The sequence below is a fragment of the Flavobacterium sp. WC2409 genome, assembly GCF_041200085.1.
GTDB lineage: Bacteria > Bacteroidota > Bacteroidia > Flavobacteriales > Flavobacteriaceae > Flavobacterium.
On sequence record NZ_CP165625.1, the window covers coordinates 3,476,846 to 3,501,965 of the forward strand.

A 25,120-nucleotide genomic window follows, 5' to 3' on the forward strand; every position below is an offset into this window, starting at 1 on the left:
GATACTGTTTTCATTACTATTTAACCCGTTATTTTAATGGTATTGGGACTTGCCAATTATTAGTTTTTGATTAATTTTAACCCAAAATTAATTAAAAAAGCAATCCTTTGAATATTAAAGAATTTACCACTATTCCCGAAATGCTAGCTCAAATTGAAGTGATGCAACAGTTATATCCAAAACTTAGTGTAGAGAAGTATGAAACCTATCTTCAAGAGATGGTTCCTCATAATTATACGCAAATTGCTGTATTTGAAGATGAGATCTGTTTAGGTATAACAGGTTGTTGGTTTTCAACAAAATTATGGAGTGGTAAATATTTAGAAATAGACAATTTTATAGTTCATACAGACCATCGTTCAAAAGGAATAGGTAAATTGTTGACTGATTATGTGGAGCAAAAAGCTATTGATTTAGAATGCACTAATATCGTTCTCGATGCTTTTACTTCCAATTTTTCAGCCCACCGATTTTATTACAATCAAGGATATGGTCCTAAAGGTTTTCATTTTGTGAAAATCTTGAATGAAGAAGGGTTGACTTAAATTTATGTTAGATGCGTTTTATAAACAGAGGTGTTGTCGTTGTTATAATCTTGTTTTGCTTTTCATTTTGTGTTTCACAAAATGAGTTTGAAACTCGCTTTCCAGTGCCAATGGATTCAGTTTATTACAGTACGAAGATAGGGAGTCAAGAAAAGGATACTATTAAAAGTGATATTCATATCGTTTTTATCGAAGCGTTACCTAATACAATTCAGTTGATAAAAGTGTATTTCAATAACCAGGTGTCTACCATTGATAAAGTAGATGAAAATAATTTTATGGCTTCTTTTTTTAAATTTGTTCCTAAGCCGGATTTAATTTTAAATAGTGATAGTAAATTAGAATATGGAAATGAAGCGCCCGTAATTACTAAACCAAAATTCATATTAAGTCCCAATGATGCCGTTTTGGAATATAAAATGAAAAACAAAACTTATTTTTTTAAAATCATTAATCTAAAAGAAAGACAATGATTAACAAAGCTTCGGTGATTAAACCAAAGAATTAGTTATTTTTGTTTTTTAAAATTAATAGACACACCACATTTTGGGATTATATAAAAATCTTTTTAAACAAACAGCTATTTACGGACTCGCGACAGTTTTACCGCGAATGTTTAGCTTTTTGCTAGTGCCACTTTATACCGATTTGCTGCCTAAAGCAGAATATGGAAAAGTCTCCATCATTTTTGCTTGGATGATTTTCTTTAATGTTATTCTAGCTTACGGGATGGAAACTGCTTTTTTTAGGTTTTATAACAATGAAAGCAATAAAAAATCAGTGCTAGAAACATCAATGGTTTCTATCTTTTGGACTACTATTTCTTTCTTGTTTATTGCGTTATTATCTAGGAATACATTGGCAGCTTGGTCAGGTATTGATTCACAGTATATTGGATATACCATTTGGATTTTAGCTTTAGATGCTTTGGTAATTATTCCTTTTTCTAAATTAAGGGCTTTTCAAAAACCAATGGTTTATGCGGTTATAAAAATTGGTAATGTATTGGTAAACCTTATTTTAAGCGTGCTTTTTTTACTTTATATACCTAAGGTAGTCGCTGCTAATCCACATGGTTTTTTAAGTTCTTTGTATGTAGAAAATTTCCAGATAGGCTATATTTTCTTGGCAAACATTATTGCTAGTTTATTAACTTTTGTAGCATTATCTCCAGATTATGTTTTTCTAAAATGGAAATTCGATTTGGATTTATGGAAACGCATGATGCGCTATGCATTGCCTATAATGGTAGCCGGAATTGCATTTGCAATCAATGAACAGTTTGATAAAATTCTTTTAGGACGATTGTTACCAGACAATATTGCTGAAGCCGAAGTGGGTGTTTACTCTGCCTGCTACAAATTAGGTTTATTCATGGTTTTATATAGAACCGCTTATACATTAGGAATTGAACCGTTCTTTTTTAGTCATGCTTCTGATAAAAATGCACCACAAACCTATGCAATGGTGACAAAATATTTTGTCATTTTTGGATCGTTCATCTTGCTATCGGTAATCGTTTTTGCTGATTTATTCAAAATGCTTATGATTCGTGATGAATCGTATTGGGTAGCCATGAAAGTTGTGCCCTTAATCATATTGGCCAATTTCTTTTTGGGGATTTACACTAATCTTTCTGTTTGGTATAAATTGATTGACAAAACGTATATTGGTGCTTACATTTCCATTGTAGGAGCTGTGATAACATTAGGACTTAACTTTTTATTGATTCCTACAATGAGTTATTACGGATCAGCAATTGCAACAATAGCCGCCTACGGAAGCATGATGTTTATTTCCTATTATTTGGGTAATAAATATTATCCAATTCCGTATGATTTAAAGAAAATAGGAGGCTATCTGTCATTATCGATATTCTTTTCGGCAATATCGTTTTATGGATTCAGGGAGAATTACTTTGTAGGGATCTTATTATTGATTGTATTCCTCTATTTTATATATCACAACGAAAAAGAAACCCTTTTAAAAATCATAAAACGTAAAAATAGCTAGTATTTCCTTACTGGTTTTTTGGAGCTATTTCCTGCTGTCCGCTATATCTTTTCTTTCCTGAAAAGTCAAGAAAAGGATGTCACTCCCATCAGGGCTAGAAATCCTGCTAACAATTCAAACAAATTAAAATGAAAATAAACATCATCAATAAATCACAACATGCCCTGCCTAACTATGAAACCATAGCTTCAGCAGGAATGGATTTAAGAGCTAATTTAATAGAATCAATAACATTACAGCCCTTAGAAAGAACTATTGTTAAAACAGGGCTTTTTATGGAGTTACCCATAGGGTATGAGGCTCAAGTAAGACCAAGAAGTGGTTTGGCTTTCAAGAACGGTATTACAGTATTGAATTCGCCTGGAACAGTTGATGCCGATTATCGTGGTGAAATTGGTGTGATTTTAGTAAATTTATCCAATCAGGCATTTGTTATCCAAAATGGGGAACGCATTGCGCAATTAATCATTGCAAAACACGAACGGGCTGACTGGATTGAAGTAGAAGAGTTGTCAGAGACTTCTAGAGGAGCGGGTGGTTTTGGTAGTACAGGTGTAAAATAAAATTTATTAATTCAAAGATTGTAATATTTAAAAATTCGAATAGAATTCTTTAATCGTTCAATCATTTAATCTTTCAATATCATTAAAATGAAAATAATAGTGCCAATGGCAGGACGTGGTTCACGTCTTCGTCCACATACAGTTACCGTTCCTAAGCCATTAATCCCTGTTGCTGGAAAACCTATTGTCCATCGATTGGTAGAAGATATTGCTAAAATATTAAAAGAACCAATTGAAGAGATTGCTTTTATTCTAGGCGACGAAGCTTTTTTTGGGGATGATGTAGTAAAAAGTTTAGAAGAATTGGCTCAAAGTTTAGGTGCCAAAGCTTCTATTTATCGTCAGGACTTACCTCTAGGAACTGGACATGCTATTATGTGTGCCAAAGAATCCTTGTCAGGACCAGCAGTAATTGCTTATGCAGATACATTAATCAGAGCTGATTTTGATTTAGACCCTACTGCTGATGCTGTTATTTGGGTAAAACAAGTAGACCAGCCTGAAGCTTTTGGAGTGGTGAAGCTGAACGCTAACAATGAAATCACAGAATTAGTGGAAAAACCTGCTGAATTTGTAAGTGATTTAGCGGTTATTGGGATATACTATTTCAAAGAAGTGGGTAATTTAAAAAAAGAACTTCAAAACGTATTAGACAACAACATTCAAAACGGTGGAGAATACCAGATTAATGACGGAATCAAAGCGATGATGGCTAAGGGTAACGTTTTTAAAACGGGTAGTGTAGATGAATGGATGGATTGCGGGAATAAAAACGTAACTGTAGAAACCAATACTAGAATGCTGGGCTTCTTGCATAATGACGGAATTCATCTGGTGGATTATGATGTTAAGTTAGAAAATTCGACTATTATCCCGCCCTGTTTCATTGGTGAAGATGTTGTTTTAGTAAATGCAATTGTTGGGCCTAACGTGTCTCTTGGCAAAGGAAGTCATGTAGTCGATAGCGCTATAAAAAACAGTTTGATTCAAACTCATGTACACATCAAAAATGCTAATTTAGATAATGCCATGATTGGAAATCATGTTGTTTTTGATGGTAATTTTACCAGTATCAGCATTGGTGATTATTCTGTTTTGGAATAATTTTTTCTAGTTTTAGAAATTACTTTTTATTATGAAAAGATCAGCTTTAGTACTATTGTTTTTTGTTTTGCTTGGCAATCCTGCTTTGGTATTGGCACAAACAGAACCAGAACAGATAAAGCTAGATAGTAATAAATTTCAAGATTTGTTTTATGAGTCGTTAAAACAAAAAGCAATAGAAAATTATGACAAAGCAATAGTAGCTTTGGAACAATGCTTAAAAATAGATCCTCAAAACGCAACTATACATTTTGAATTAGGTAAAAACTATTTGGCATTAAAGGATTATAAAAACGCCTATACTTATTTTGAGCAGGCGAGTAAAATAGATCCTACGAACAAATGGTTCTGGATAGGAATGTATGATGTTAATTATGCAACCAAAGATTATGAGCGTGCTATTTACACAATCAATAAACTGATTCCATTTGATCCAAAGTTCAAAGAAGATTTAACTTCGCTTTACATGAATACGGGGCAGTTTGACAAAGCATTAGCACTTATTAATGAACTAAATGAAAGTATAGGTAAATCAGACAGAAGAGAATCTTACAAAATCCAGATTTTATCGCAAGGGAAATATCAAAATACTGAAATCGTAAATTTAATTGATCAGATAAAGAAGTATCCCAAGGAGGAGTCCAATTATATTTCACTAATATATTTGTATTCTAAAAACAATGAAATAGATAAAGTCCTTGAAACGGCACGAAAATTGGAGAGTGAAATTCCAACATCGGAATGGGCACAAGTAAGTTTGTTTAAGTTTCATCTGGATAATAATGATGGGGATAAAGCAGTTAAAGCGATGAACATCGTTTTGGCTAGTTCCAAAATTGATTCAAAAATAAAACACCGGGTTCTAAATGAATTCTTGATTTTTACAAATGCAAATCCGCAATATAACTCCGACTTAGAAAAAGCGATTGGTTATTTTGATTCTGATCCTGAAGTGAATGTGGCAAAGGAAATAGGGAAATTTTATCATGCTAAAAAACAATGGGATAAAGCCATTGTGTACTATGATAAAGCGATTAAAAAAACGGCGGATGTAGATGTTGAAACAAATTTACTTTTGCTTCAAGCGTATATTGAAACCAAACAATTTGATCTAGCAGCAAAAAAAGCCATGGATATGGTAGATATTTTCCCTACACAGCCACAGTTTTATTATTATGCTGGCTTAGGATACAATCAATTGGTTCAGTTTAAAAAAGCCAAAGAAATTCTCGAAATGGGGTTGGATTATTTGGTTGAAGATGTTGCTTTAGAAATAAACTTCAATATTCAATTGGGAGAAGCTTATAATGGTTTAGGAGATAATAAGAAAAAAGAGTTCTATTTTTCAAAAGCCAATCAATTATTAAAACAATAAAAATCGAATGAAAAAAATACTCGCTATTCTGTCAATCCTTGTATTGATTTCTTGTAAGTCAAAAGCCGTGGCTACAACTGCTACTGTTCCTGTTGATTACTTAGCCGCAAAAAAAATTATAGCAAGTCACTATAACAATAAAAGTGATTTTTCTACATTATATATTAAAGCAAATGCGAGGTATAGTGATGATAAACAATCACAAAATGTTACTGCTGAAATTAGAATTAAGAAGGGCGAACAAATTCTAATAAGCATCCGTTTTTTAGGGATTACAATGGCAAAAGCTTCTATAACTCCAACATCTGTGAGTTATTACGAAAAAATTAAAGGAACCTATTTTGAAGGAGACTTTAGTTCATTAAGCCAATGGTTAGGTACTGATTTGGATTATAATAAAATTCAAAATATGTTGTTGGGAGAAGCTTTAGATGATTTAAAGAAGGGAAAATATACAGAGTCATTAGTGGAGCAATTGTATCGATTGGATGATTTATCGAATGGAAATACAAAAAAGACATTTTATATCAATTCAAATGATTTTAGCGTTAATAAACAAGAAATAACACAAGTAGCCGAGGGTAGGATGATTCAAGTAGCCTACGTTGACATTAAAGAATATAAAGAAGCCTTGATGCCTACAAACGTGCTTATAAATGCCTATCAAGCCAAAGGAAAAACGGAAATTAACTTAGACTATAAAACAATTTCATTCAATGAAGAACTTTCTTTTCCATATAGTGTCCCAAATGGTTACAATAGAATTATAATTAAGTAAATTTGCAAAAAATATATTTTTAAGATGCCAAAATTTCTCCTTAGCTTAATTTTTTTATGCATGACCTCAGTTATATGGAGTCAGTCTTCTCAACAAGAAAAATTAGAACAACGTAAAGCCCAAATCCAACAAGAAATAAGGGATAACGAAAAGTTATTGCAGTCCGTGAAGTCCAAGGAAAAATCGGCGATGAATGTATTTACGATTCAGAAAAATAAAATTAGACTGAAAGAAATATTGATAAATACGACTGAGAAACAAACCAAACTTTTGGCAAATGACATGTATGTTAATCAGGTTAAGATCAATAAGCTTAATAAAGAGTTGATGATTCTTAAAGAAGATTATGCTAAGATGATCTTGAAATCGTATAAAAGCCGATCGGAGCAAAGTAGAGCAATGTTTATTCTGTCGTCTGAGAATTTTTTACAAGCGTATAAAAGAGCACAATATTTAAAACAATATACCAATTTTAGAAAGGCACAAGGAGAAGAAATATTTTCTAAGTCGACTCAACTAATTGATTATAATAAAAAGTTGAATGTTCAAAAAGTGGCAAAACAAAAACTAATCGTTGAAAACGAAAAAGAAAAAAAAGGATTAGTAAAAGAAAAAGAAGAACAGGAAAAACTAGTAAATTCAATTAAAAAAGACAAGAATAGAATTGTTTCGGATATTAGAAAAAAACAAAGAGAATCCAAAACGATTGACAAACAAATAGACCGTTTAATTCGCGAAGCTATTGCTGAGGCCAATAGAAAAGCAGCGATAGAGAGAGCTAAAGCCAAAGCACTAGCATTAGCAAATAGCGCGAAGTCTACAACAAAAGGGGATACTAAAGAAGCCGTACGAGAAGCTGCAAAAGAAGCTGCAAAAGAATCCGTTTCTTCTTCCAGAATTGAATTGACACCAGAGTCAAAAATAATAGCTGATAATTTTAGAGCTAATAGAGGGAATTTACCTTGGCCAGTAGAAAAAGGGTTTATATCGTTGGGTTACGGAGATCAAGCGCATCCTATTTATAATACATTAGTGATTCATAATAGCGGTGTAGAAATAACAACTAGTGAAGGGGCATCTGCAAGAGCAGTTTTTGGTGGTGAAGTAGCAAGTGTAATGGTTTTATCACCTGTTAATAAAGCCGTGATGATACAACATGGAGATTACTTTACCATTTATCAAAATTTAAGTTCTGTATCGGTTAGTAAAGGAGATAAAATAAGTATAAAACAAACGATTGGTAGAGTAAGAACAAATGGTGATACTGGTAAAACAGTAATTAAATTCTTGCTTTTACAAAATACAACGTATACGGATCCAAAAGGATGGTTATCAAATAAATAATATTGTATATTATAAAAAAGGAGGGATCAAGCTTTGATTCCTCCTTTTTTGGTATTAATTACTTTTATTATTATTATTATTATTGTTGTTGTTGTTGAAGTTGTTGTTTCTCAATGTGATTTAGTTGTTCTTGAAGCTCTGCAGATACTTCATGTAGTAGTACATCATTCACTTCTTCAAAATGCCTGCCGTCTTCATAGCCAATTGAAACTGAAACCGACAGTGTTTGTCTTGCAAGACCTTTAAATGTTCCTTTTACAAGGGTGCAATCATTGAAATTCCTCCCTGTTGAAAGTTTGACATGATTGTCCATTGTCCAAATGTCATTAGTAGGATCTAATCCTAACCAACCTTGATTAGGAGAATATATTTCTACCCAAGCATGTGTAGCGCCTTCTCCGCGCAGTTCATTTTTATTGGGACAAATATATCCACTCACATACCTTGAAGGAATTCCCGCGCTACGTAATAGTTGCAATAATAAAATGGCAAAATCTTGACATACTCCTTTTTTAATTTCCAATATTTCATCTATTGTAGTTTCTATATTGGTAATCCCTTTTGTATAAGTGAAATTTGTAAAAACATAGTGATTACATTGTTGGGCAATTTCAATTATGGATTTGTTTTTATAATCGATTTCATCTAATATAGCATCAATTTCGTTTTGTTTGTTGATGATTTCTGGGTAACAAAGTCGAAGTAAAAGGATGCTTTTTTCTTTTTCCTTTTCTAAATCTTTTACCGTCGTATCATCGATTTCTGGAATTTTAAGAGAATGATTGACACGTACCAACATTCTAGTTTCTATGGTTGTTTCAGAATGGGAATGTAAAATATTAAAATTCCCCACTCTATTTCCATAGTAGTCCTCTGAAAGTGCTACCTCAGGTTTTTGAGATATCATTAGCTGATATTGTAACACATCTTGGTTGTCAAAATTATGAGGAAATAAACGAATCTCGTTTATACTTTCCTTAATAGGCCAATTGTATTGGTATTTTGTGGTGTGTACTATTTTATAAATCGCCATTAGTTGTTAGGTATAAGAAAAAAATAATTTAGAAAAATCTTTCGAAAATTGCATCAATTGTTTTTTTGTATTGTGAAGTACTTCCTCTAATTGTTGGTTATCTAAATTTTGATAATCGGTAAATTCAATATAACTTTTGAGTCTTCCAAATTGATTTTGTAACACTCGTCCTTCGTTTAAATAATTTTGTTTCAACAGGCTTTCTAAATATATTTCGATGTACTCTAAAGTATAATAAACAGAATGGGCAAAATCTTTATTAAAAATCACATGTTGAATTACTTTCTGGTTGTGAGGAATATTACTATAACTCTTCATATACATTTCATAACCTGAAAGGGATAACAGTAATTTTCTCCAGTACAGTAAATCTTCATTTCCATTTACGTTATAATTGATAGGAGCATAATAAGCCTGAGTCATTGAAATGGTTTGTAAACAACGCTCAATATGCTTGCCTATGCTTGAAAAGCACCATCCTAATCCTCTTGGCATGGTAACTTGAATGATACCATTATAAAGCAAAAAGTTTTTATTTAATTTGGCCAATACATCTAGTGCTTTGGCTGTTTCTAGTTTTTTAGGCAAGTCTGGAGAATTAATATAAAGGTACATGGAGTTAATATGTTCCCATAATTCTTTTGTTATCTTATCTTGAGAGCCTCTTGCATTTTCACGTGCCTTAGTAATTAGGTTTTTAACCGAGTTGTGATTATTTTCATCACAAATAATATATTTTAGAACAAAATTAGTATCAAACTGAACTTCTCTAATTTTATCATTTGACAATATGGTGTAGTATTCTAATAACGGTTTGTAACCTTGATAATCATTAGTTTCTTTGTCAAAAGATAAAGCATAAAGAGTGTTAAGGGTGAGCAACATTCCATCTGTTCTTTCCATATATCTGTTAAGCCAATACATTCCATCAGCAACACGGCTTAGCATATTTACTTCCATAGTGTGTGTTTTTTTAAGTTCGTAAACAATTGCTTTTATTTTATGATCCAAGTGTCTTTACTACCACCTCCTTGCGAGGAATTTACGACTAAGGATCCTTCGGTAAGCGCAACTCTTGTTAGCCCTCCAGGTACTATTTTAACTCCGTTTGGGCCACATAATGCATAAGGCCTTAGGTCAACGTGTCTCAGTTTAAGTTCTCCGTCGATAAAACAAGGAACGGTGCTTAGCTGGATAATGGGTTGTGCAATGAAATTTCTAGGATTATCAATAATTGCAATTTTGGCGGCTTCAAGTTCTGCTTCGGTCGCTTTATTCCCCATGATCATTCCGTAACCACCACTCTGGTTCGTTTCTTTAACCACCATGTTTTCCATATTAGCAAATACAAGTTCTCTTTCTTCCTTATTACCCATTTGATAAGTAGGCACATTTTTTAAGATAGGTTCCTCGTTTAGATAGTATTTTATCATATCTGGAACATAGGCATAGACGGCTTTATCATCAGCGACTCCATTTCCTACCGCATTTACCAAAGCAACGTTTCCTAATTTATAAGCGCTTATCAATCCAGGAACACCAAGTGTGCTGTCTGGTTTAAAAACAAGGGGGTCTAAATACTCGTCGTCTAATCGTCTGTAAATTACATCCACTTGTTGAAGACCGGAAGTTGTTTTCATATAGACTTTGTTGTTATTCACAACTAAATCTCTTCCTTCAACTAATGGTACTCCCATTTGTCTCGCGAGGAAAGTATGTTCGTAGTAAGCGGAATTATAAACTCCTGGAGTGAGCAAAACTACATTTGGGTTTGATATATTTCTTGGAGAAAGAGATATTAAAATATTATGAAAAATCATAGGGTAATTGACCACCATGCTAACATCATTGTTGCTGAACATTTCAGGAAACACTCTTTTGGTTATTTCTCTGTTTTCCATCATGTAACTCACACCACTAGGGCATCTTAGATTGTCTTCTAAGACATAAAATTCTCCATCGGCTCCTCTAATTAAATCAATACCCGCAATGTGTACGTGGATATTATGGGGTAGTTTTATTCCGTGTACTTCTTGAATATAATGAGGGCATGAAGCAATTAATGCAGCAGGAATAATGCCTTCTTTTATAATAAGTTGTTCGTTATAAATATCTTCCAAAAATAAATTAAGAGCTTTTAGCCTTTGCGCTATCCCTGTTTCTACTTCTATCCAATCTTTCTGGGTAATTATTCTAGGAATAATATCAAATGGGAAAATTCTTTCAATTCCCTGGTCGTCATCGCTATAAACCGTGAATGTTATCCCTTGGTTCATGAAAATATCTGAAGCCTGTTTTTGTTTTTCATTTAGTTGCGCAATACTTAAACTTTCCAATGTTTGTAGTACTTGGCGGTATGAGTCTCTAACACCTTCTTTTGAGAACATTTCATCCCATCCATTTGAATTTAAACTAGGTGTTAATTTTATCATATATTATCGTTATTAAAAAATTAAACAAATGCTATTTATGGTGTGGAAAACACAATTTTTTCTCTAAAATAACTATTTTATTTGTTAAAATAACTATATTTATTAATTATTCAATAATAAATATACTATTCCTTTTTTAATATCAATTTTTTGAATGATTTATTTTTATTCTATGTTTTATTGATAATTCAGTAGTGTTTATAGTACCAGTATTATAAACTATCTCCCTTTAAATCATCGTGATTTGGGTCTTTTTATGAAGAATTAGAGCACGGAAAACAGCACAAGTCATTACTAAGATTTTAAATCTAGTTTTTGACATATGCTGTTTTTTAAATGAAGTCTTCTTAAAAAGGATAGTAGGAATATAAATCAGGGCTTGTTAAAACTAGATTCAATTGCTTTTAGCATTCCATTTGCTGTCCAAGTACCGGAAACTATTATCCTTCTTATGGTATAAAGAGGGTCGTTTGGGTCTCTTTTTGTAGATAAAATAAAAGCCATTTGATATCCACTTTTTTTGATTTCTGGGATAACAGAGGTATTCCACAGCCCAAAAGGATAGGCGAAGTACGTTACTGGTTTTCCAATGATTTCTTCCAGTTTAGTTTTTGGTTTATTAAGCTGAATATTCCAGTCATCCCCACTATATTTAGTTACCATATGATGGTCCCAAGTATGTGCTGCAATTACATTACCAGAGTCTGATAAGTCTTTAATTTGTTCTTTACTTAAATATTTTGGTCGATTAATAGAGACGGTCATCACAAAAAACACCCCTTTAAAACCGTATTTTTTCATTTCAGTTGCTCCTAACGTATACTGCTCTTCTCTTGTGTCATCAAAGGTTATCATTATTGGCTTTTCGGGTAGTGGTCCATCATGAAGGAGATATTCATACAATTGATCAGGTAATATGGTATGATAACCATCATCTGCCAATGCTTTCATTTGAGCTGAAAAAACAGCTGGTTTAACCGTATAAGTCTTTATATCTCCGCTAGCTGTATTACTAAATTCCCGAATATTATGGTAGCATAAGATGGGCACTTCCTTTTTAGCAAGAATAGTGGCCGTATTTGCAGTTTCTTTTTTTGGTGCCTTTTCCGGACTAGCAATTGAAACTTGGGTAGTTTCTTTTTTATCGGTTTCTTTCTGCTCCGTTTTAGATTGGCATCCTATCAAAATGGTAAAGCAGCTTATAACTACTAATATACTCTTTTTCATAGTTCTATTAATTATTGGTATTGAATGTAAAGTGGTTTTGGAGTAAATTTTAACAACTCTTCAGGAGTGTACATTTTCCAATCGTTCCAATTGTCATTTTTATAAAACAATTTAAATCCTGTAAATTGAACAGGTTCTCTATAGATATAAGTAAGGTAAGTGGATCTTTTAAGTACTTTGCTACCAAAACCATCCATATCCATTACTACCTGTACTTCAGGAACTGTTTTTATTTTTTTATAATTAGTGACCATTCCTTGTGTAAAGCGATGTACGATTAACACCTTTGGAGTCAATTTATTTTTTTTGACCAAATTAGCAAGGATGTCTATCGCGTCATTGATATCGTCTGCAGTAAATGTCCCTATTTTAGTACCAGGCACGTGCCCGTTTTTCAATGAAAATTCGGGATCGATTCCTAAATGTACGTTGGGTAAAGCGAGATATTGTTCTAGTTGAGTTACTTCGGTTTTTACAGTGCTATGTCCTACTTGGATATCTAGAAAAATTAGTGCGTCGATAGGCTTTGCCCAGCTTATTATGGTGTCAATTTGTTTAAACGGCATTCTCATGCGATGCATATTGTCTTTTCCAGGTGCGCCTTGAGCAGTAACTGCAATATAATGCAAAGCAGGAATTGTTTTAACTGTAGGGTCAGCTGCTGCCCATTTGGCCACTTCTCCTTGTAATTGCTTAAGCATTTGTTCTTTTGGGATTTCTCCAAGTATCCCCATTCTTTTGGAATACAAATTTCCATAAAAAGCAATAATCCTATTGTATGGTAATAATGCTCCGGGTAAAGGATAAGGTGTTTTTACAGGCCATCTTCCTGTAGTGTCATTATTGCTAATCGCTAGCATTCTTTTATTATAATCTAAGGTATCTATAGTAGAAACTATTTTTTTCTTTACAGAATCTGTAACGACTTTAGTAGTTTGTTTTTCAATTATTTTTTCGTCCGCGGCTTTACCTTGATTGCAACTAGAAAAGACAATCAAAATAGAAATAGAAAGTGATAGGATAACGGAATTTTTCATAAAAATAAATTAGATGTTTACACAAAGGTAAGTCTATTTATATGCTATTTGTTATGTTTATATGGTATGATTTTATAATATAATCATTAAGAAAGAATTTTTTTTAGCAGCTGTTTTTTTAGCAAAAAATCAGCTACATTTTTTTAACTCTCCTTTTGTTTTTGAATGTTTTTTTAGTTGTATTATCCTTATCTATAGTATTTCTATATTGGTTTTGATTTTACTGCCAATTATTATATGAAATTCCAAGACGTGCTACTTTAGTTGTTTAAAAAAAGGAAACAGTTTTCTCCTGTAAATACCGTCTTAAAATTAAATAGCTGTAATTTTGAAAAATAATTTAAGAGCAACATTTTGAAAACATATTTAGATATTGAAAACTGGCCTAGAAAAGAGCATTTTAATTTTTTTAGAAAATTTGAAGAATCTTTTTTTGGTGTAACCGTAGAAATTGATTGTACTAAAGCCTATCAAACTTCAAAAAAACTGGGAAGCACTTTTTTTATTTATTACCTCTACAAAACGTTAGTGGCAGTGAATACAATTGAACCTTTTAGGTACCGAATTTCAGAGGATAAGATTATTATTTATGATAAAATTGACGGTTCAGCAACGATAGGAAGAACAGATGGTTCTTTTGGTTTTTCATGGATAGAATACGATGCTGATTTTGAAATTTTTACCGCCAATGCGGTATTAGAAATAGAACGGGTTCAAAATGCACCAGGCCTTTTTACTCGTGCTTTTGATACGGATAATGTAATTCATTTTTCGGCAATTCCATGGATTAATTTCACATCCCTTTCGCATGCCCGCAGTTATACTTTTCCCGATAGTTGCCCAAAAATTTCATTTGGAAAAATGAGTACTAATGAAGCTGGGAAAAAAACGATGTCAATGTCAATACATGTTCATCATGGATTAATGGATGGTTTGCATGTAGGGCAATTTGTAGACTGTTTTCAAGAGTTAATGAATCAATAGTCTTTTCTTTTTTGTAACTTTATATAAAACATTTAGTTATGCTATCAAAAAATATTGAATCCGCACTGAACGATCAGGTTCGTATTGAAGCTGAATCTTCGCAAACCTACCTTTCAATGGCTTCATGGGCAGAAACTCATGGACTAGAAGGGATTTCTAAATTTATGTATGCACAATCAGATGAGGAACGCGTACATATGTTGAAGTTAATTAAATTTATCAACGAACGTGGTGGACATGCTCAAGTAACCCAACTAAAGGCTCCAAAAACAACCTATCTCACTTTTCAGGAAATGTTTGAAGAGTTGTATAAACACGAAGTTTTCGTTTCGGAATCGATTAATGAATTGGTTCATATTGCTCTTTCCGAAAAAGACTATGCGACTCATAACTTCTTACAGTGGTATGTTGCTGAACAAATAGAAGAAGAAGCGCAAGCTAAAAACATATTAGATAAAATACATTTGATAGGAGATGACAAGGGAGGTTTGTATTTGTTTGATAGAGATATCCAACAATTAACGGTAAATAGTGTGACTTCAGGTCATTCGAAGTAAGAGACTCTTAATTTCTGAATTATAATTGCTTTCTTAATTTTAACTCTTTACAAATTGAGTAAAAAGGATAAAAATAAAGCCAAAAAAAAGGATAAAAAAAAACTCCTTAAAAAAGATAAGTCTGATAAAGGGTTAAAGAAAAAGTGTTGTGAGAACTACAAAGACGGAGAAGATAAGCGATGTAAACGTTGCCCTAGATTTGATCAACGATAAGTAAGAACTATTTTAGTTTAAATAAAAAAACCATCGACTAGTATCGATGGTTTTTGTGTTTATTGACTTGTTAAAAAATAGTTCTTAAATAAAATTACTTTCCTAATAAAAGGAGTTCCGTTACCACTACCTCGGTTACATAGCGTTTTTCCCCATTTTTATCGTCATAGCTTCTGTGGGTTAATTTTCCTTCAACAGCAATTTCCTTCCCTTTAGTTACGTATTTTTCAATTATTTCGGCCGTTTTCCCCCAAGCTATAAGTCTATGCCATTGGGTTTCTTCTACCTTTTCCCCTTTGTCATTTTTATAGGTTTCATTAGTAGCTAATGTAAAATTGGCTAGTTTTTTTCCTCCGTCAAAATTTTTGATTTCAGGGTCGTTTCCTAGGTGTCCGATTAACTGTACTTTGTTTCTTAATGCACTCATGATATAAAATTCCTTTAAAATTAGTACTTCGCAACTTTTAAAAAATGTTACGGTGAAATATACGGTGAAATAATGTTTCTGAAACAAAAAAAGATAGCTTTCAGGCTATCTTTTATTTAAGGCTTTTTCTAATTCTTTGACCTTATATCTTTTTCTATTTGAGAATGAACGGTACGGTGTGATATATCCTTTTTTTTCATATTCTCTGATGGTCGTCTCAGATTTAACTCCCAGAATCACCATTGCTTCTTTTGTACTAACAAACATAATCATAAATTTTTAAAACGCCAACTTAATTGCTGATGATATTGTTATATCCAGATAGTTAGCTTTAGTTTACTTTTTAACAAAATAAATTTTTTAATAGTTGTGGTCATCATAAAAGAACATCTGTGGTGATCATAAAAGAACATCGCATCAGTTTATACGAGGCACGTCAAAATTGAAAATATTATCATCGACTCTTGATGCATTTTCTGCATAATCATAGGTTAGTTCCAGCTCTGATATTCGAATGGCGTTCCGCAAATCCTTTTGTCGTTGGGCTGAGCTTGTTTTTTTAGCTTTCGGTATTACTGCTTTATACTCCTTAACATATTTCGCAACAAATAATGGTACATTTTTGTATGTATCCAACACTATTTCGCTATTGAAAACACTGAAATGATTAAATATAGAAGTGATGTATTTGGAATCTTCTAGTCTAGATAAATCAACGTCTAGTATAGACGTTTTGCTATGTATCCGGTATCGTCGTTTGTCAATATCACATAATCGATTGTATGTTGACTTTGAAATCATCCTCCCCGTTGTGATATCAATATACACAACGTCTTTATATGATAAATCCCTCCTATACAGTGTTTTCTCCAAGCGATAAACCGGCTTATCAACATCCAAGTACTTTGACAGATAATGGTTGATATAATGTTTGCCGGAATGATTAAAGATTTCATTGGACTTGGACTCTAACCTATCATAATTGCGTTTATTAATTCTTTTTGAGTTTTTCAAAGGCATTACATATTGTGTATTATGAAATTTTGCTTCTTCGTAACCATATTTATACACGTCATCCCAGGTGCCATAATAGCTTGCCTTGTATGTTTCTGTAAAAATAATTTGCTTCGAGAGCATCTTTTTGACAAATCGCTTAATGATTGGTTGATTAGTATCAATTGATAATTCTGTTTCTCTTATCTGCACATGAGATAAGCCTAGATGGTAAATGATGTCGTTCAAAGCATCTGACCAACCTATTGTATATAGTGTAGGATTAAGCACATACATCATCGAATAGTCAGCGATAAAACGATATGACAAATCTATCACACCAAACAAAACCGGCACGCAGCCGGCACTTGGTATCCAATAAATATTATAGCCAAGGCCATAATCTTTTGTAGCAGGAACCTCCTTGAAATAAAATGGAATTTTAGAGTCTGGGTGATTGGTAGATTCGAATTTCGAATATGATATCGATTGAAAAGACAAATGAAGTTTATCAATGTGAGAGTGGTAATTTGCATACATTTTTGTTTAAATTATTTTTTTGCTTTTTTTAAAAAGAAAGCTCTTTTTTTTTTCAGATTTGAGCATTTACAGGGCTTAGACTATACTTTACTACGTGACTTGTTAGTGGCTCACTGGCTTACTCTTTCGTTGAAACAATGGAATCAAAGACTCGTGTATTTGCCATCGCGATCCACTTTTGAATAACGTCTCACCAATCGTGAGAATACCGCTGCTAAGCAAATATTTGATTCGGTATTTGAGCATTCTTGACCCCAGAGTGGTCATCCTAAATTTTTGTAATTCCATTAATGAGTAAAATTTACTATTCATTTCTATAATTATTTTTGTTATATATTAATAGTTGCACCTTCCTTTTATATTTAAAAAGCTAGTTAGTTTGATCACATAGGTGATTTCCTCCGATAAATTATTTAATTAAAAAAAAGAGCCTATGCAGGCTCTGTTGTGAAGTAATATTAAAGTTGAAGCGAAAGTGTCCTCAATAGTTTTCGTAACGGTAGAAGCAAGCATTACCTATCTATGAGTATGATAAGTATTGACTTACATGCCGACCAAGATAATAGTGGCTAAGTGAAGTTCCGATAAATAAAAAAGGCCGTGCAAAAATTGCACGACCCATTTAAATTTGATCATAAATTAAAAAAAATGTGTTATTCAAAAGTTACTTTTGGCAATTCATTTACAATATCTACCGTTTGTACACTAACATTGATGACGCTCAAAAGTAGGTCTAATATGTAACGCGGGTTACCAACCTCATCAGCCCAATCATTAGGGTCATTTTTGATCCCGCTATCCTTGTGTGTGGTTACTGCATAACGTTCCATTATCCAATCTATAGCACTTTTACCGTTAACTACATATTCATATGCTTTGGCCGGTATGTTGGTTATAGTTATTTTACTGTTATAATATATTGTATCCTTCTGGTCTTTCTTTGGATAACGCATTTTATCCACGATATAAAAACCACTATCATCTCCTGTAACGGTAGCACCGTCATAAGCTGGAATCGTTTCATAATTGAGGTGTAGTTCTGCTAATGCTCGACCCGCTTTGCTGAACTTCCAAAAATCCCTAACATCTTCTACCAATGGTAAGCGGGGTAGCATTTTCTTTAAATCATTAGCGAATAATTCTCGGTATTCTGTGCTGTGTAAAAAACCATAGACATAATAGAAAATATCTTCTTTACCAACCGTTTTACCGTACAGCGCTTTGGTCCGTTCTAATATAAAATCACTTACGCCATCTCTTCTTATAAACTCGCTGTCACCATCTTCGTCAAATAAACCCCGACTTTGCTTTTGTCGTTCTTCATAGTAGTAGAGAGGAAAACATTGTGCTTTATCAACTACCTGTAAATCTGCAATTGTGTTAGATATTAAAACGGAAAAATCTTTCTGTGCTCCAATTCCAGCAACAGCTATAACGATATTTTCAAAATTAGAATTTGGGAATAATCTTTTGTTTTGATAAAGCATCGCATTATAATCTTTATCGTAGTATAAGTTTTGTTTACAATATGGACGATATTGACTTGTTATAAAAGCTTCCTCATTAAAAGGATGATTTTTAAATTTTGCCAGATCTTCCTTTAAATTCCTATTCCAACTAATTTTCATAGGATTGGTTTCTATAAATGAATCAACATCTATTTTGATATTATCAATTTGGGCAGCTTTAAAATCTTTTACTTGTTCATTGTAGAATTTCAAAGAAGTAGACACATTAATTTCTAATAATGGTTTTGAAAAATTATAAACCCAAGCATCCCTACCAGATGCTAAACCTAAAGAATAAGTTACAAAAAAAGAGGGTGTAGATAAATCATATTTTTTTTCAGTATCCAAAGAAATAAATGTCCCAAACACATCATTTCTTTGACTTATCCAGTCCCCATGTTCATTTGAATTAAGTGTTGACCATTTCATAGTCTCATTACTTATTGAACCAAATTTTTTAATAATTTCTAATTTTTCTTTTTGGTTTAAATAATCCCCAATGTCATGGTAATTTATTTTACCTTTTTGGTTGGCGTAGTCGGGATTCTTAACTAATAATGTTATTGATATTGGTGTTCTTGAACCAGAACCAAATATTTTACCCCCTTCTTTTCTTGAAAGTTCTCCACTTGTTCGTTGATTACCTCTTAAATTAAAAACATAGATTGATGAAAATTCTTTTTCTAAACTCATACGGAAACCATCCATACCATTACCATCAAGCCAAGCTCCATTTGATACAAAACAAATGATTCCACCATTTTTTGGGTCTAATCTATCGGAACTCCAGCGAAATGATTTAATGTAAGAATCATAAAGAGCTTTTACCGATGTGGCTTTACTATTTTCTGCATAATATTTAGCAATTCTACTATCAAGTTTTGGATAATTTTGATTTTGTGCATTGTCATTTGCAGATTTCTGACCGACAGAATATGGTGGATTTCCAATAATTACCCTTAGCGGTGCTTTCTTTTGTCTGGCAACACGTTCCGAATTCTGTGGAAACATTTCAGAGAACATTTTCTCGCTGTCATCACTTTCGCCCAGTTGGAATGTATCAGTCAAACAGATACCATCAAAGGCATTGTATTCGGTTTGTTCCATAGCATCATGAAACGCATTTTCGATGTTTACGGCCGCAATATAATAAGCAAGCAATACAATTTCATTGGCATGGATTTCGTGGTCGTATTTACGCTTTAAATCCTTTTTATCAATCAGTCCGCTTTGTAGCAACCGGGTGATAAATGTTCCCGTCCCCGTAAACGGATCAAGAATGTGAATATTCTCATCTGAAATACTTCGGCCAAATTCTTTCTTTAACACATCGTTCACTGAATGAATGATAAAATCCACCACCTCAACAGGTGTATAAACAATCCCTAATTGCTCGACCATTTTAGGGAAAGCCGTTTTGAAGAATTTGTCATATAATTCAATTATGATTCTCTGCTTTCCTTCTGCATTATCAATACCGGAAGCACGCATTTTTACGGATTCGTAAAATTTTTGAAGTGTCTCAGCATCTTTATTAAAAGACTGATCCTCTAATAAATCTAACATCGATTGCATTGACACTGAAATAGGATTGTTTTTCACGAACGAATATCCGTCAAACAAAGCTTCAAATACTGGCTTTGTGATAATGTGTTGCGACAACATTTCAACCGCTTCATGTTGTGAAATACTTGGATTAATATTCTTTTGCAGACCACTTAAAAAATTAGCGAATTCTTTTTGGTGTGTTTTATCCTCTGTGATTAAAGTATTAATTCTTTTGGCTTGTCTCTCCGCAATTTCGGCTACACTTTTAGCCCATTGTTCCCAATATCTACGGTCACCCACTTTGTTAACCATTCGGGCAAAGATTACATTCTGCAATTGTTCAAACTGCATCGCCATTTGACGGTTTATATCTTTATTATTGGATGGATTAGAGTCATCATCATCTTTTTTAACTGGATTACCGTCACCATCAAAACCGTATTCTGCCCCACCAACCAAAATTTGGCTAGGTCGATTTTTATTAAGTTCGATTTTATTTACTGTTGCATTAAAACGGTCATCATGGGCACGCAGTGCATTAAGTACCGTCCAAACTACTTTATAACGTTCATTGTCATCAAGTCCTTTATCGGCTTCAATATCTGACGGAACCACAACCGGAATAATGATATAACCATACTTTTTACCTTTGAATTTTCGCATTACACGCCCAACAGACTGAACCACATCAACCTGGGAATTTCGAGCTGAAAGAAACAATACAGCGTCGAGAGAAGGCACATCAACACCTTCACTTAAACAACGTACATTTGTTAAAATCCTACACTCACCTTCGTCAAAATCGGATCTTAACCAACCTAGCATTTCATCCCGCTCTGGTGCTGACATAGTTCCATCAATATGTTTTGATGAAATGGATACCATTTTTTCTTTTTTCTCCGCTGGTAACGAACTTATGTAGGCATCAGTGGCGGTGTTGTACGTTGCGGTAATTTTTTTAGATGTTGCAATATTGGCACAAAAAGCAACAGCCCTTTTCATCGGTTCTGGATCGCTATCTTTTATGATACCCTGATCACCTAGGATTTGCTTTGACAGGGCATTGATACAACCAATTAGCTTTGAGGCATCATCCGCATTGATTTCACTTTCTTCATCCGCAATCATTTTTTGAACCGCTGGCGGAACGTCTTTTTCATTAAGGGTTAAAATCAGAACTTTATAATCTGTAAGTAGATCTTTTTCGACTGCTTCACCAAAACCAATTCTGTAAATTTCTTCCCCGAACAGCTTAGGGTCATCCATAGAACATAATACCGCATCAGCTTGAGCCGCTTTACTTTTGGTGTCATCATTATACAAACGTGGCGTAGCGGTCATATACAGACGTTTCTTCGCCTTTATAAAATCATTATCATGCACCTTGGTGAATGCTGACTCATCTTCACCAGCGAGCGATACACCAGTAGTACGGTGAGCTTCATCGCATATGATTAAATCGAATTCACTGAATCCGTTTTTAAGAATTTCTTTTTGCGCGCGAGCAATAACTTCAATAGATTGATAAGTGGAAAAAACTACAGTCATTCCATTGTTACCGTTACTTTTGATTTTATTAAATTGGTGAAGTATATCCTGAGTATTAGTTGATGCCGGCAAAGCCAAATCCACTACACTAAAATTATCATTATCTTCGTTCTTAGTTCTTTTTCTTGATATTTCCGGGTCAGAGCAGATACAAATTGCGTTAATGGGTTCCTTTGCAAATGTTGACCACTCACGCAGCGTCTGACCTAGTAAAGCGATTGAGGGCACTAAAAACAAAACCATTCCTGTTCCATTGGTTTCATTTTCAGCTATTCGAAGTGAGTTATAGGTTTTACCCGTCCCACAAGCCATGATAAGTTTCCCGCGTTCCCCTGTTTTAAAATGGGCATTGGTTTTTTCAAGAGCTTCTTTTTGATGTGGTTTTAAAGCTCTATCAGTAATTCTTGATGCCTCACCATGAACACCGGTTTCCATTTTTTCCCAGTCAACAGGGGCTTGTTGTAAATCATGAAGATTTATTCTAGATACCGGCGGGTTCTGATTCTTGATCGCTTCGGTTGCATTAGAACCCCATCTATTGGTGGTTGAAATCCATAAGCGATGCGAAAAGCTAACCGTTTTCAAATTTTCATTTTTAAATTCTCTACTAGAAGTAGATAAGAAAGAATCCACGGCTGGCTTATCGATTGATGAAGATTCCTGGAAACATTTACATTGTATGGCCCAGTAATCACCATCGAAAGTAAGAGCAACCAAATCTATGCCGGTATCACTACCTCCTAGATCGTTCTTACCATGAAATTCACTCCACAACCAAACTTTTTTAAACCTGTAAGAATACTGAGGATCAGTTAATAGGTAGGCTTGCATTAGTCGCTCAAAGCGGTCACCCTTGTCACGTTCAGAAAATGAAATCTTTCTATATTTCTCCAGTATTTTATTAAAACCCATGTCAGTATTTACTTATTATGATTGATGCTTTTTGAGCAAGGCTAAAATAGAGAATCAAATTGAAAAGAAAGTCATGTGGAAATAATAATATTAAAAAGTATTTAACATCCGGTAAGATTAACTTCGATGTATTTGAGAAACATATTGTGATTCCTATGCGGTTGAAATGGACAAGCATTACCGGATCTAATCACTATAAAAAATCCGACTCCATACCTATTGAAAATACTTAATGGAATACCAATAATATGTTGTTTACATGCTCTTTAAAGGTAAAAAAAATGCTGTACGATACAAAAATCGGTATGATTTTGTATAAGTTATATCATTATTGTATGTTGTGTTGGAATTTCTATTGCAACAAAACATTAATCTTTGATTTCACCACCTTCCTTTTTTTATATATAAGAAAAAAGAAGAAAAAATGGATACACAAAAAGAAACCTTGATAAAGCAGTGCGATCTAGCGTCGGAATACTATCTATTTGCTATTCTTACATTTAACAAAAAATCAATATACACCAAAAAATATAAAAAAGAATTTGTACTCATTTTAAACAAATTGGCTGAGATTGATCCAGAGTATATGCACCTTAATCCAGATGAAAAAATTGATATCGACTACAAAAAATTCAATTTGGATATTGATCTAATTACTCGGAAAATGATCGATGATATGACAGGAATTGAGATGAATACGCTATGTCATAGTATCACCGGATGCGCAATACAACTCTATGAATGTTTTGACAGTTGGAATCAAAAAAACAGAACTATTTTTTCTGAAGATCATGGTGCCGTTTACCGTACTAATCGACGTCTTCTGCTACTCGAAGATTTACTGATTTAAAAACAATAAATATTCGACGTCTTTTCCAATTTATTAAATTCATCAACAAACATGACTGCACGAGCCTCATTAGTGGATTTATTATATATTTTACCTGAACCTCCTGAACCTTTACGCGGATGTGTTACAAGCTCCGATATAGTAATTGGCATGCCCATTTGATATAAAATTGTCGTGAAAGTACGTCGTGCGTCGTGCGAACTTACAATAGCATTCGTCTCTTTGTTTTCAACTACATCCCCCAAGGAATAAGTATAATGCACTATTTTTATAGAATCATTTATACCGGCTTCGGCAAATAAGGCTTTTAATTGCTTGTTTATTGTACTGGTGTGCTTACTAAAATCAGGAACTATCCCGTCTGTGGTTTTCAACAATTCGACAACTAACCCAAAAAGAGGCGTATAACACTCTGTTTTTGTCTTCTCTTGAACCGTATGCAAGTATTTGAAATCATATCCCTTATTCTGGTAGCTCTCCATTTTTATAGAATCTGAAGAAGTAACACTTTGAAATCTCATCCCAGTAAGTGAACTAAACAAAATATAATCCTTTGCTTTCTTCAATCGCTCTGTGGACGGTGTGTGTTTCAATAATTTTTCTAAAATATCTTCTGTTAAACAGAAATCATTTCCGGATGGCTTTTCGTTTGTTAAATATTTTTTTAGTAATAAAACTGACGTGATTTTTATATTTTCTTCTTGGGCTGCTTTTAGAATTCGTCGCAAACTAAATTGATAGGATCTGATCGTATTTGAAAGTATTCCATTTTTCGAAGTAGCTTTTTTTCTTTGCCCTTCTTTTATCGGCAAAACTATATCACCTTTCACCAACGAGTCAGTGACCCGCCATAATTCCCAATATTTTTCACCATCAAGATTATCAAAAGTTAAAATGGACTTCGTATAAATATTAAAATTATCTATTACGGCTTTTAAAGTTTCTAAGTTTTGAATACTACGCTTTTTTATACTATCACCTCGCGAACTGTTCATTATTCCTTTGTAATATTTTATCTGTTCCGCTATATAGGTGGAAATACCAAAAGTCTCATTATTAGAGGTGTCTTCTGTTCTCGATTTCAAAGCCTCATAAAATTCTTCTCTCGTCGGATGAAGGTTATTCAATGTGAAATTACTGTGCAAAACATCTACATGACCCTTAAAATTGTCCATCAAATCTTTTATCCCACTACTGGATTTGCAATATTTCGCAAATACATCCTCATCAAATTTAAAATTATTAGTTGCTAGTCCAAAATTCTTAGGTAGAATAGTGGCTTTCAAAGAATGTTTAAGTGTTTTATATGACTTCACGCGGTCAACAACAGTAACGAAACGAGCATTGATCTCAACCATGATCAACTCTTCCTTCGTTCTCTTGGCAACATCAGTACTTTTGGCCTCTAATTTAAATGTAATCTTGGGTTTTTTCATGAAGTAATTTTGGTCCGGTAAACATTTTTTTTTTAACTACGGTGAAATATACGGCGAAATATATTGATATTTTTTGATTCTTTCTGATTCTTTTTGATTAATAATTTATTACAACTAATCTTAAATTCCAATACATATATGCTACACCCGCTG

General features: G+C 33.3%; 21 protein-coding genes. 11 read left to right on the forward strand and 10 right to left on the reverse strand.

Annotated elements, in window-relative coordinates:
- Positions 1-140: 140 nt before the first annotated feature.
- From AB3G34_RS14915 to AB3G34_RS14950, 8 genes are all read left to right on the forward strand, one after another.
- The gene (locus AB3G34_RS14915) at positions 141-545 is read left to right on the forward strand and encodes a GNAT family N-acetyltransferase (RefSeq protein ID WP_367774086.1); all 405 of its coding nucleotides are present in this window, start codon (positions 141-143) and stop codon (positions 543-545) included.
- A gap of 11 nt (positions 546-556) precedes the next feature.
- On the forward strand, positions 557-1,018 hold the full coding sequence (locus AB3G34_RS14920) for a hypothetical protein (protein WP_369752906.1): 462 nt from the start codon (positions 557-559) through the stop codon (positions 1,016-1,018).
- Positions 1,019-1,091: 73 nt separating this feature from the next.
- A complete protein-coding gene (locus AB3G34_RS14925; protein ID WP_369752907.1) occupies positions 1,092-2,558 on the forward strand; it encodes a lipopolysaccharide biosynthesis protein in 1,467 nt (488 codons plus the stop codon).
- Between the two features lie 128 nt (positions 2,559-2,686).
- The gene (gene dut, locus AB3G34_RS14930) at positions 2,687-3,121 is read left to right on the forward strand and encodes a dUTP diphosphatase (RefSeq protein ID WP_367756377.1); all 435 of its coding nucleotides are present in this window, start codon (positions 2,687-2,689) and stop codon (positions 3,119-3,121) included.
- 87 nt (positions 3,122-3,208) lie between these two features.
- Positions 3,209-4,225 (forward strand): sugar phosphate nucleotidyltransferase, encoded by a 1,017-nt coding sequence (locus AB3G34_RS14935; RefSeq protein WP_369752908.1) that lies wholly within the window; start codon positions 3,209-3,211, stop codon positions 4,223-4,225.
- Between the two features lie 31 nt (positions 4,226-4,256).
- A complete protein-coding gene (locus AB3G34_RS14940; RefSeq protein ID WP_369752909.1) occupies positions 4,257-5,600 on the forward strand; it encodes a tetratricopeptide repeat protein in 1,344 nt (447 codons plus the stop codon).
- A 7-nt stretch (positions 5,601-5,607) separates the two neighbouring features.
- A complete protein-coding gene (locus AB3G34_RS14945) occupies positions 5,608-6,378 on the forward strand; it encodes a DUF4292 domain-containing protein (RefSeq protein ID WP_369752910.1) in 771 nt (256 codons plus the stop codon).
- Positions 6,379-6,438: 60 nt separating this feature from the next.
- Entirely contained in the window at positions 6,439-7,722 is a 1,284-nt protein-coding gene (locus AB3G34_RS14950) for a murein hydrolase activator EnvC (protein WP_369752911.1), read from the forward strand.
- Positions 7,723-7,801: 79 nt separating this feature from the next.
- Here the strand turns inward: AB3G34_RS14950 and AB3G34_RS14955 are convergent, their stop codons facing one another.
- From AB3G34_RS14955 to AB3G34_RS14975, 5 genes are all read right to left on the reverse strand, one after another.
- Complete coding sequence (locus tag AB3G34_RS14955) at positions 7,802-8,755, reverse strand: transglutaminase domain-containing protein (RefSeq protein ID WP_369752912.1); 954 nt, start codon at positions 8,753-8,755, stop codon at positions 7,802-7,804.
- Positions 8,756-8,761: 6 nt separating this feature from the next.
- Positions 8,762-9,715: an alpha-E domain-containing protein gene (locus tag AB3G34_RS14960; RefSeq protein WP_367772923.1), complete on the reverse strand. Its 954-nt coding sequence runs from the start codon at positions 9,713-9,715 to the stop codon at positions 8,762-8,764.
- Positions 9,716-9,750: 35 nt separating this feature from the next.
- Positions 9,751-11,187, reverse strand: coding sequence for a circularly permuted type 2 ATP-grasp protein (locus tag AB3G34_RS14965; protein ID WP_367756393.1), 1,437 nt, complete (start codon positions 11,185-11,187; stop codon positions 9,751-9,753).
- A 372-nt stretch (positions 11,188-11,559) separates the two neighbouring features.
- Positions 11,560-12,414: a polysaccharide deacetylase family protein gene (locus AB3G34_RS14970; protein WP_367772926.1), complete on the reverse strand. Its 855-nt coding sequence runs from the start codon at positions 12,412-12,414 to the stop codon at positions 11,560-11,562.
- Positions 12,415-12,425: 11 nt separating this feature from the next.
- On the reverse strand, positions 12,426-13,451 hold the full coding sequence (locus AB3G34_RS14975; RefSeq protein WP_367772928.1) for a hypothetical protein: 1,026 nt from the start codon (positions 13,449-13,451) through the stop codon (positions 12,426-12,428).
- A 354-nt stretch (positions 13,452-13,805) separates the two neighbouring features.
- Here AB3G34_RS14975 and AB3G34_RS14980 point away from each other — a divergent pair, with 354 nt between their 5' ends.
- Together AB3G34_RS14980 and AB3G34_RS14985 are read left to right on the forward strand one after the other, a co-directional pair.
- The gene (locus tag AB3G34_RS14980; RefSeq protein ID WP_367772930.1) at positions 13,806-14,435 is read left to right on the forward strand and encodes a CatA-like O-acetyltransferase; all 630 of its coding nucleotides are present in this window, start codon (positions 13,806-13,808) and stop codon (positions 14,433-14,435) included.
- A 38-nt stretch (positions 14,436-14,473) separates the two neighbouring features.
- A complete protein-coding gene (locus AB3G34_RS14985) occupies positions 14,474-14,992 on the forward strand; it encodes a ferritin (protein WP_367756400.1) in 519 nt (172 codons plus the stop codon).
- 307 nt (positions 14,993-15,299) lie between these two features.
- Here AB3G34_RS14985 and AB3G34_RS14990 read toward each other — a convergent pair whose 3' ends face one another.
- The 4 genes from AB3G34_RS14990 to AB3G34_RS15005 all read right to left on the reverse strand — a co-directional run bounded on the left by AB3G34_RS14990 (position 15,300) and on the right by AB3G34_RS15005 (position 22,681).
- The gene (locus AB3G34_RS14990; protein ID WP_369752913.1) at positions 15,300-15,632 is read right to left on the reverse strand and encodes a single-stranded DNA-binding protein; all 333 of its coding nucleotides are present in this window, start codon (positions 15,630-15,632) and stop codon (positions 15,300-15,302) included.
- Positions 15,633-15,737: 105 nt separating this feature from the next.
- The gene (locus AB3G34_RS14995) at positions 15,738-15,899 is read right to left on the reverse strand and encodes a helix-turn-helix domain-containing protein (protein WP_369752914.1); all 162 of its coding nucleotides are present in this window, start codon (positions 15,897-15,899) and stop codon (positions 15,738-15,740) included.
- 150 nt (positions 15,900-16,049) lie between these two features.
- Positions 16,050-17,165 carry a hypothetical protein gene (locus tag AB3G34_RS15000; RefSeq protein ID WP_369752915.1) on the reverse strand — a complete coding sequence of 372 codons (1,116 nt, stop codon included), beginning with the start codon at positions 17,163-17,165 and terminating at the stop codon, positions 16,050-16,052.
- A 653-nt stretch (positions 17,166-17,818) separates the two neighbouring features.
- The gene (locus tag AB3G34_RS15005) at positions 17,819-22,681 is read right to left on the reverse strand and encodes a DEAD/DEAH box helicase (RefSeq protein WP_369752916.1); all 4,863 of its coding nucleotides are present in this window, start codon (positions 22,679-22,681) and stop codon (positions 17,819-17,821) included.
- A gap of 424 nt (positions 22,682-23,105) precedes the next feature.
- Between AB3G34_RS15005 and AB3G34_RS15010 the strand changes: the two genes are divergently transcribed.
- Positions 23,106-23,531 (forward strand): hypothetical protein, encoded by a 426-nt coding sequence (locus AB3G34_RS15010; protein WP_369752917.1) that lies wholly within the window; start codon positions 23,106-23,108, stop codon positions 23,529-23,531.
- Here the strand turns inward: AB3G34_RS15010 and AB3G34_RS15015 are convergent.
- Positions 23,528-24,967 carry a hypothetical protein gene (locus AB3G34_RS15015; RefSeq protein WP_369752918.1) on the reverse strand — a complete coding sequence of 480 codons (1,440 nt, stop codon included), beginning with the start codon at positions 24,965-24,967 and terminating at the stop codon, positions 23,528-23,530. The genes AB3G34_RS15010 and AB3G34_RS15015 overlap by 4 nt on opposite strands.
- Positions 24,968-25,120 lie beyond the last annotated feature (153 nt).

Coding starts and splice junctions, on each gene's coding strand:
- AB3G34_RS14915 (WP_367774086.1), top strand. CDS start 141: ATGCTAGCTCAAATTGAAGTGATGCAACAGTTATATCCAAAACTTAGT.
- AB3G34_RS14920 (WP_369752906.1), top strand. CDS start 557: ATGCGTTTTATAAACAGAGGTGTTGTCGTTGTTATAATCTTGTTTTGC.
- dut (WP_367756377.1), top strand. CDS start 2,687: ATGAAAATAAACATCATCAATAAATCACAACATGCCCTGCCTAACTAT.
- AB3G34_RS14935 (WP_369752908.1), top strand. CDS start 3,209: ATGAAAATAATAGTGCCAATGGCAGGACGTGGTTCACGTCTTCGTCCA.
- AB3G34_RS14940 (WP_369752909.1), top strand. CDS start 4,257: ATGAAAAGATCAGCTTTAGTACTATTGTTTTTTGTTTTGCTTGGCAAT.
- AB3G34_RS14945 (WP_369752910.1), top strand. CDS start 5,608: ATGAAAAAAATACTCGCTATTCTGTCAATCCTTGTATTGATTTCTTGT.
- AB3G34_RS14950 (WP_369752911.1), top strand. CDS start 6,439: ATGACCTCAGTTATATGGAGTCAGTCTTCTCAACAAGAAAAATTAGAA.
- AB3G34_RS14955 (WP_369752912.1), bottom strand. CDS start 8,755: ATGGCGATTTATAAAATAGTACACACCACAAAATACCAATACAATTGG.
- AB3G34_RS14960 (WP_367772923.1), bottom strand. CDS start 9,715: ATGGAAGTAAATATGCTAAGCCGTGTTGCTGATGGAATGTATTGGCTT.
- AB3G34_RS14965 (WP_367756393.1), bottom strand. CDS start 11,187: ATGATAAAATTAACACCTAGTTTAAATTCAAATGGATGGGATGAAATG.
- AB3G34_RS14970 (WP_367772926.1), bottom strand. CDS start 12,414: ATGAAAAAGAGTATATTAGTAGTTATAAGCTGCTTTACCATTTTGATA.
- AB3G34_RS14975 (WP_367772928.1), bottom strand. CDS start 13,451: ATGAAAAATTCCGTTATCCTATCACTTTCTATTTCTATTTTGATTGTC.
- AB3G34_RS14985 (WP_367756400.1), top strand. CDS start 14,474: ATGCTATCAAAAAATATTGAATCCGCACTGAACGATCAGGTTCGTATT.
- AB3G34_RS14990 (WP_369752913.1), bottom strand. CDS start 15,632: ATGAGTGCATTAAGAAACAAAGTACAGTTAATCGGACACCTAGGAAAC.
- AB3G34_RS14995 (WP_369752914.1), bottom strand. CDS start 15,899: ATGTTTGTTAGTACAAAAGAAGCAATGGTGATTCTGGGAGTTAAATCT.
- AB3G34_RS15000 (WP_369752915.1), bottom strand. CDS start 17,165: ATGTATGCAAATTACCACTCTCACATTGATAAACTTCATTTGTCTTTT.
- AB3G34_RS15005 (WP_369752916.1), bottom strand. CDS start 22,681: ATGGGTTTTAATAAAATACTGGAGAAATATAGAAAGATTTCATTTTCT.
- AB3G34_RS15010 (WP_369752917.1), top strand. CDS start 23,106: ATGGATACACAAAAAGAAACCTTGATAAAGCAGTGCGATCTAGCGTCG.
- AB3G34_RS15015 (WP_369752918.1), bottom strand. CDS start 24,967: ATGAAAAAACCCAAGATTACATTTAAATTAGAGGCCAAAAGTACTGAT.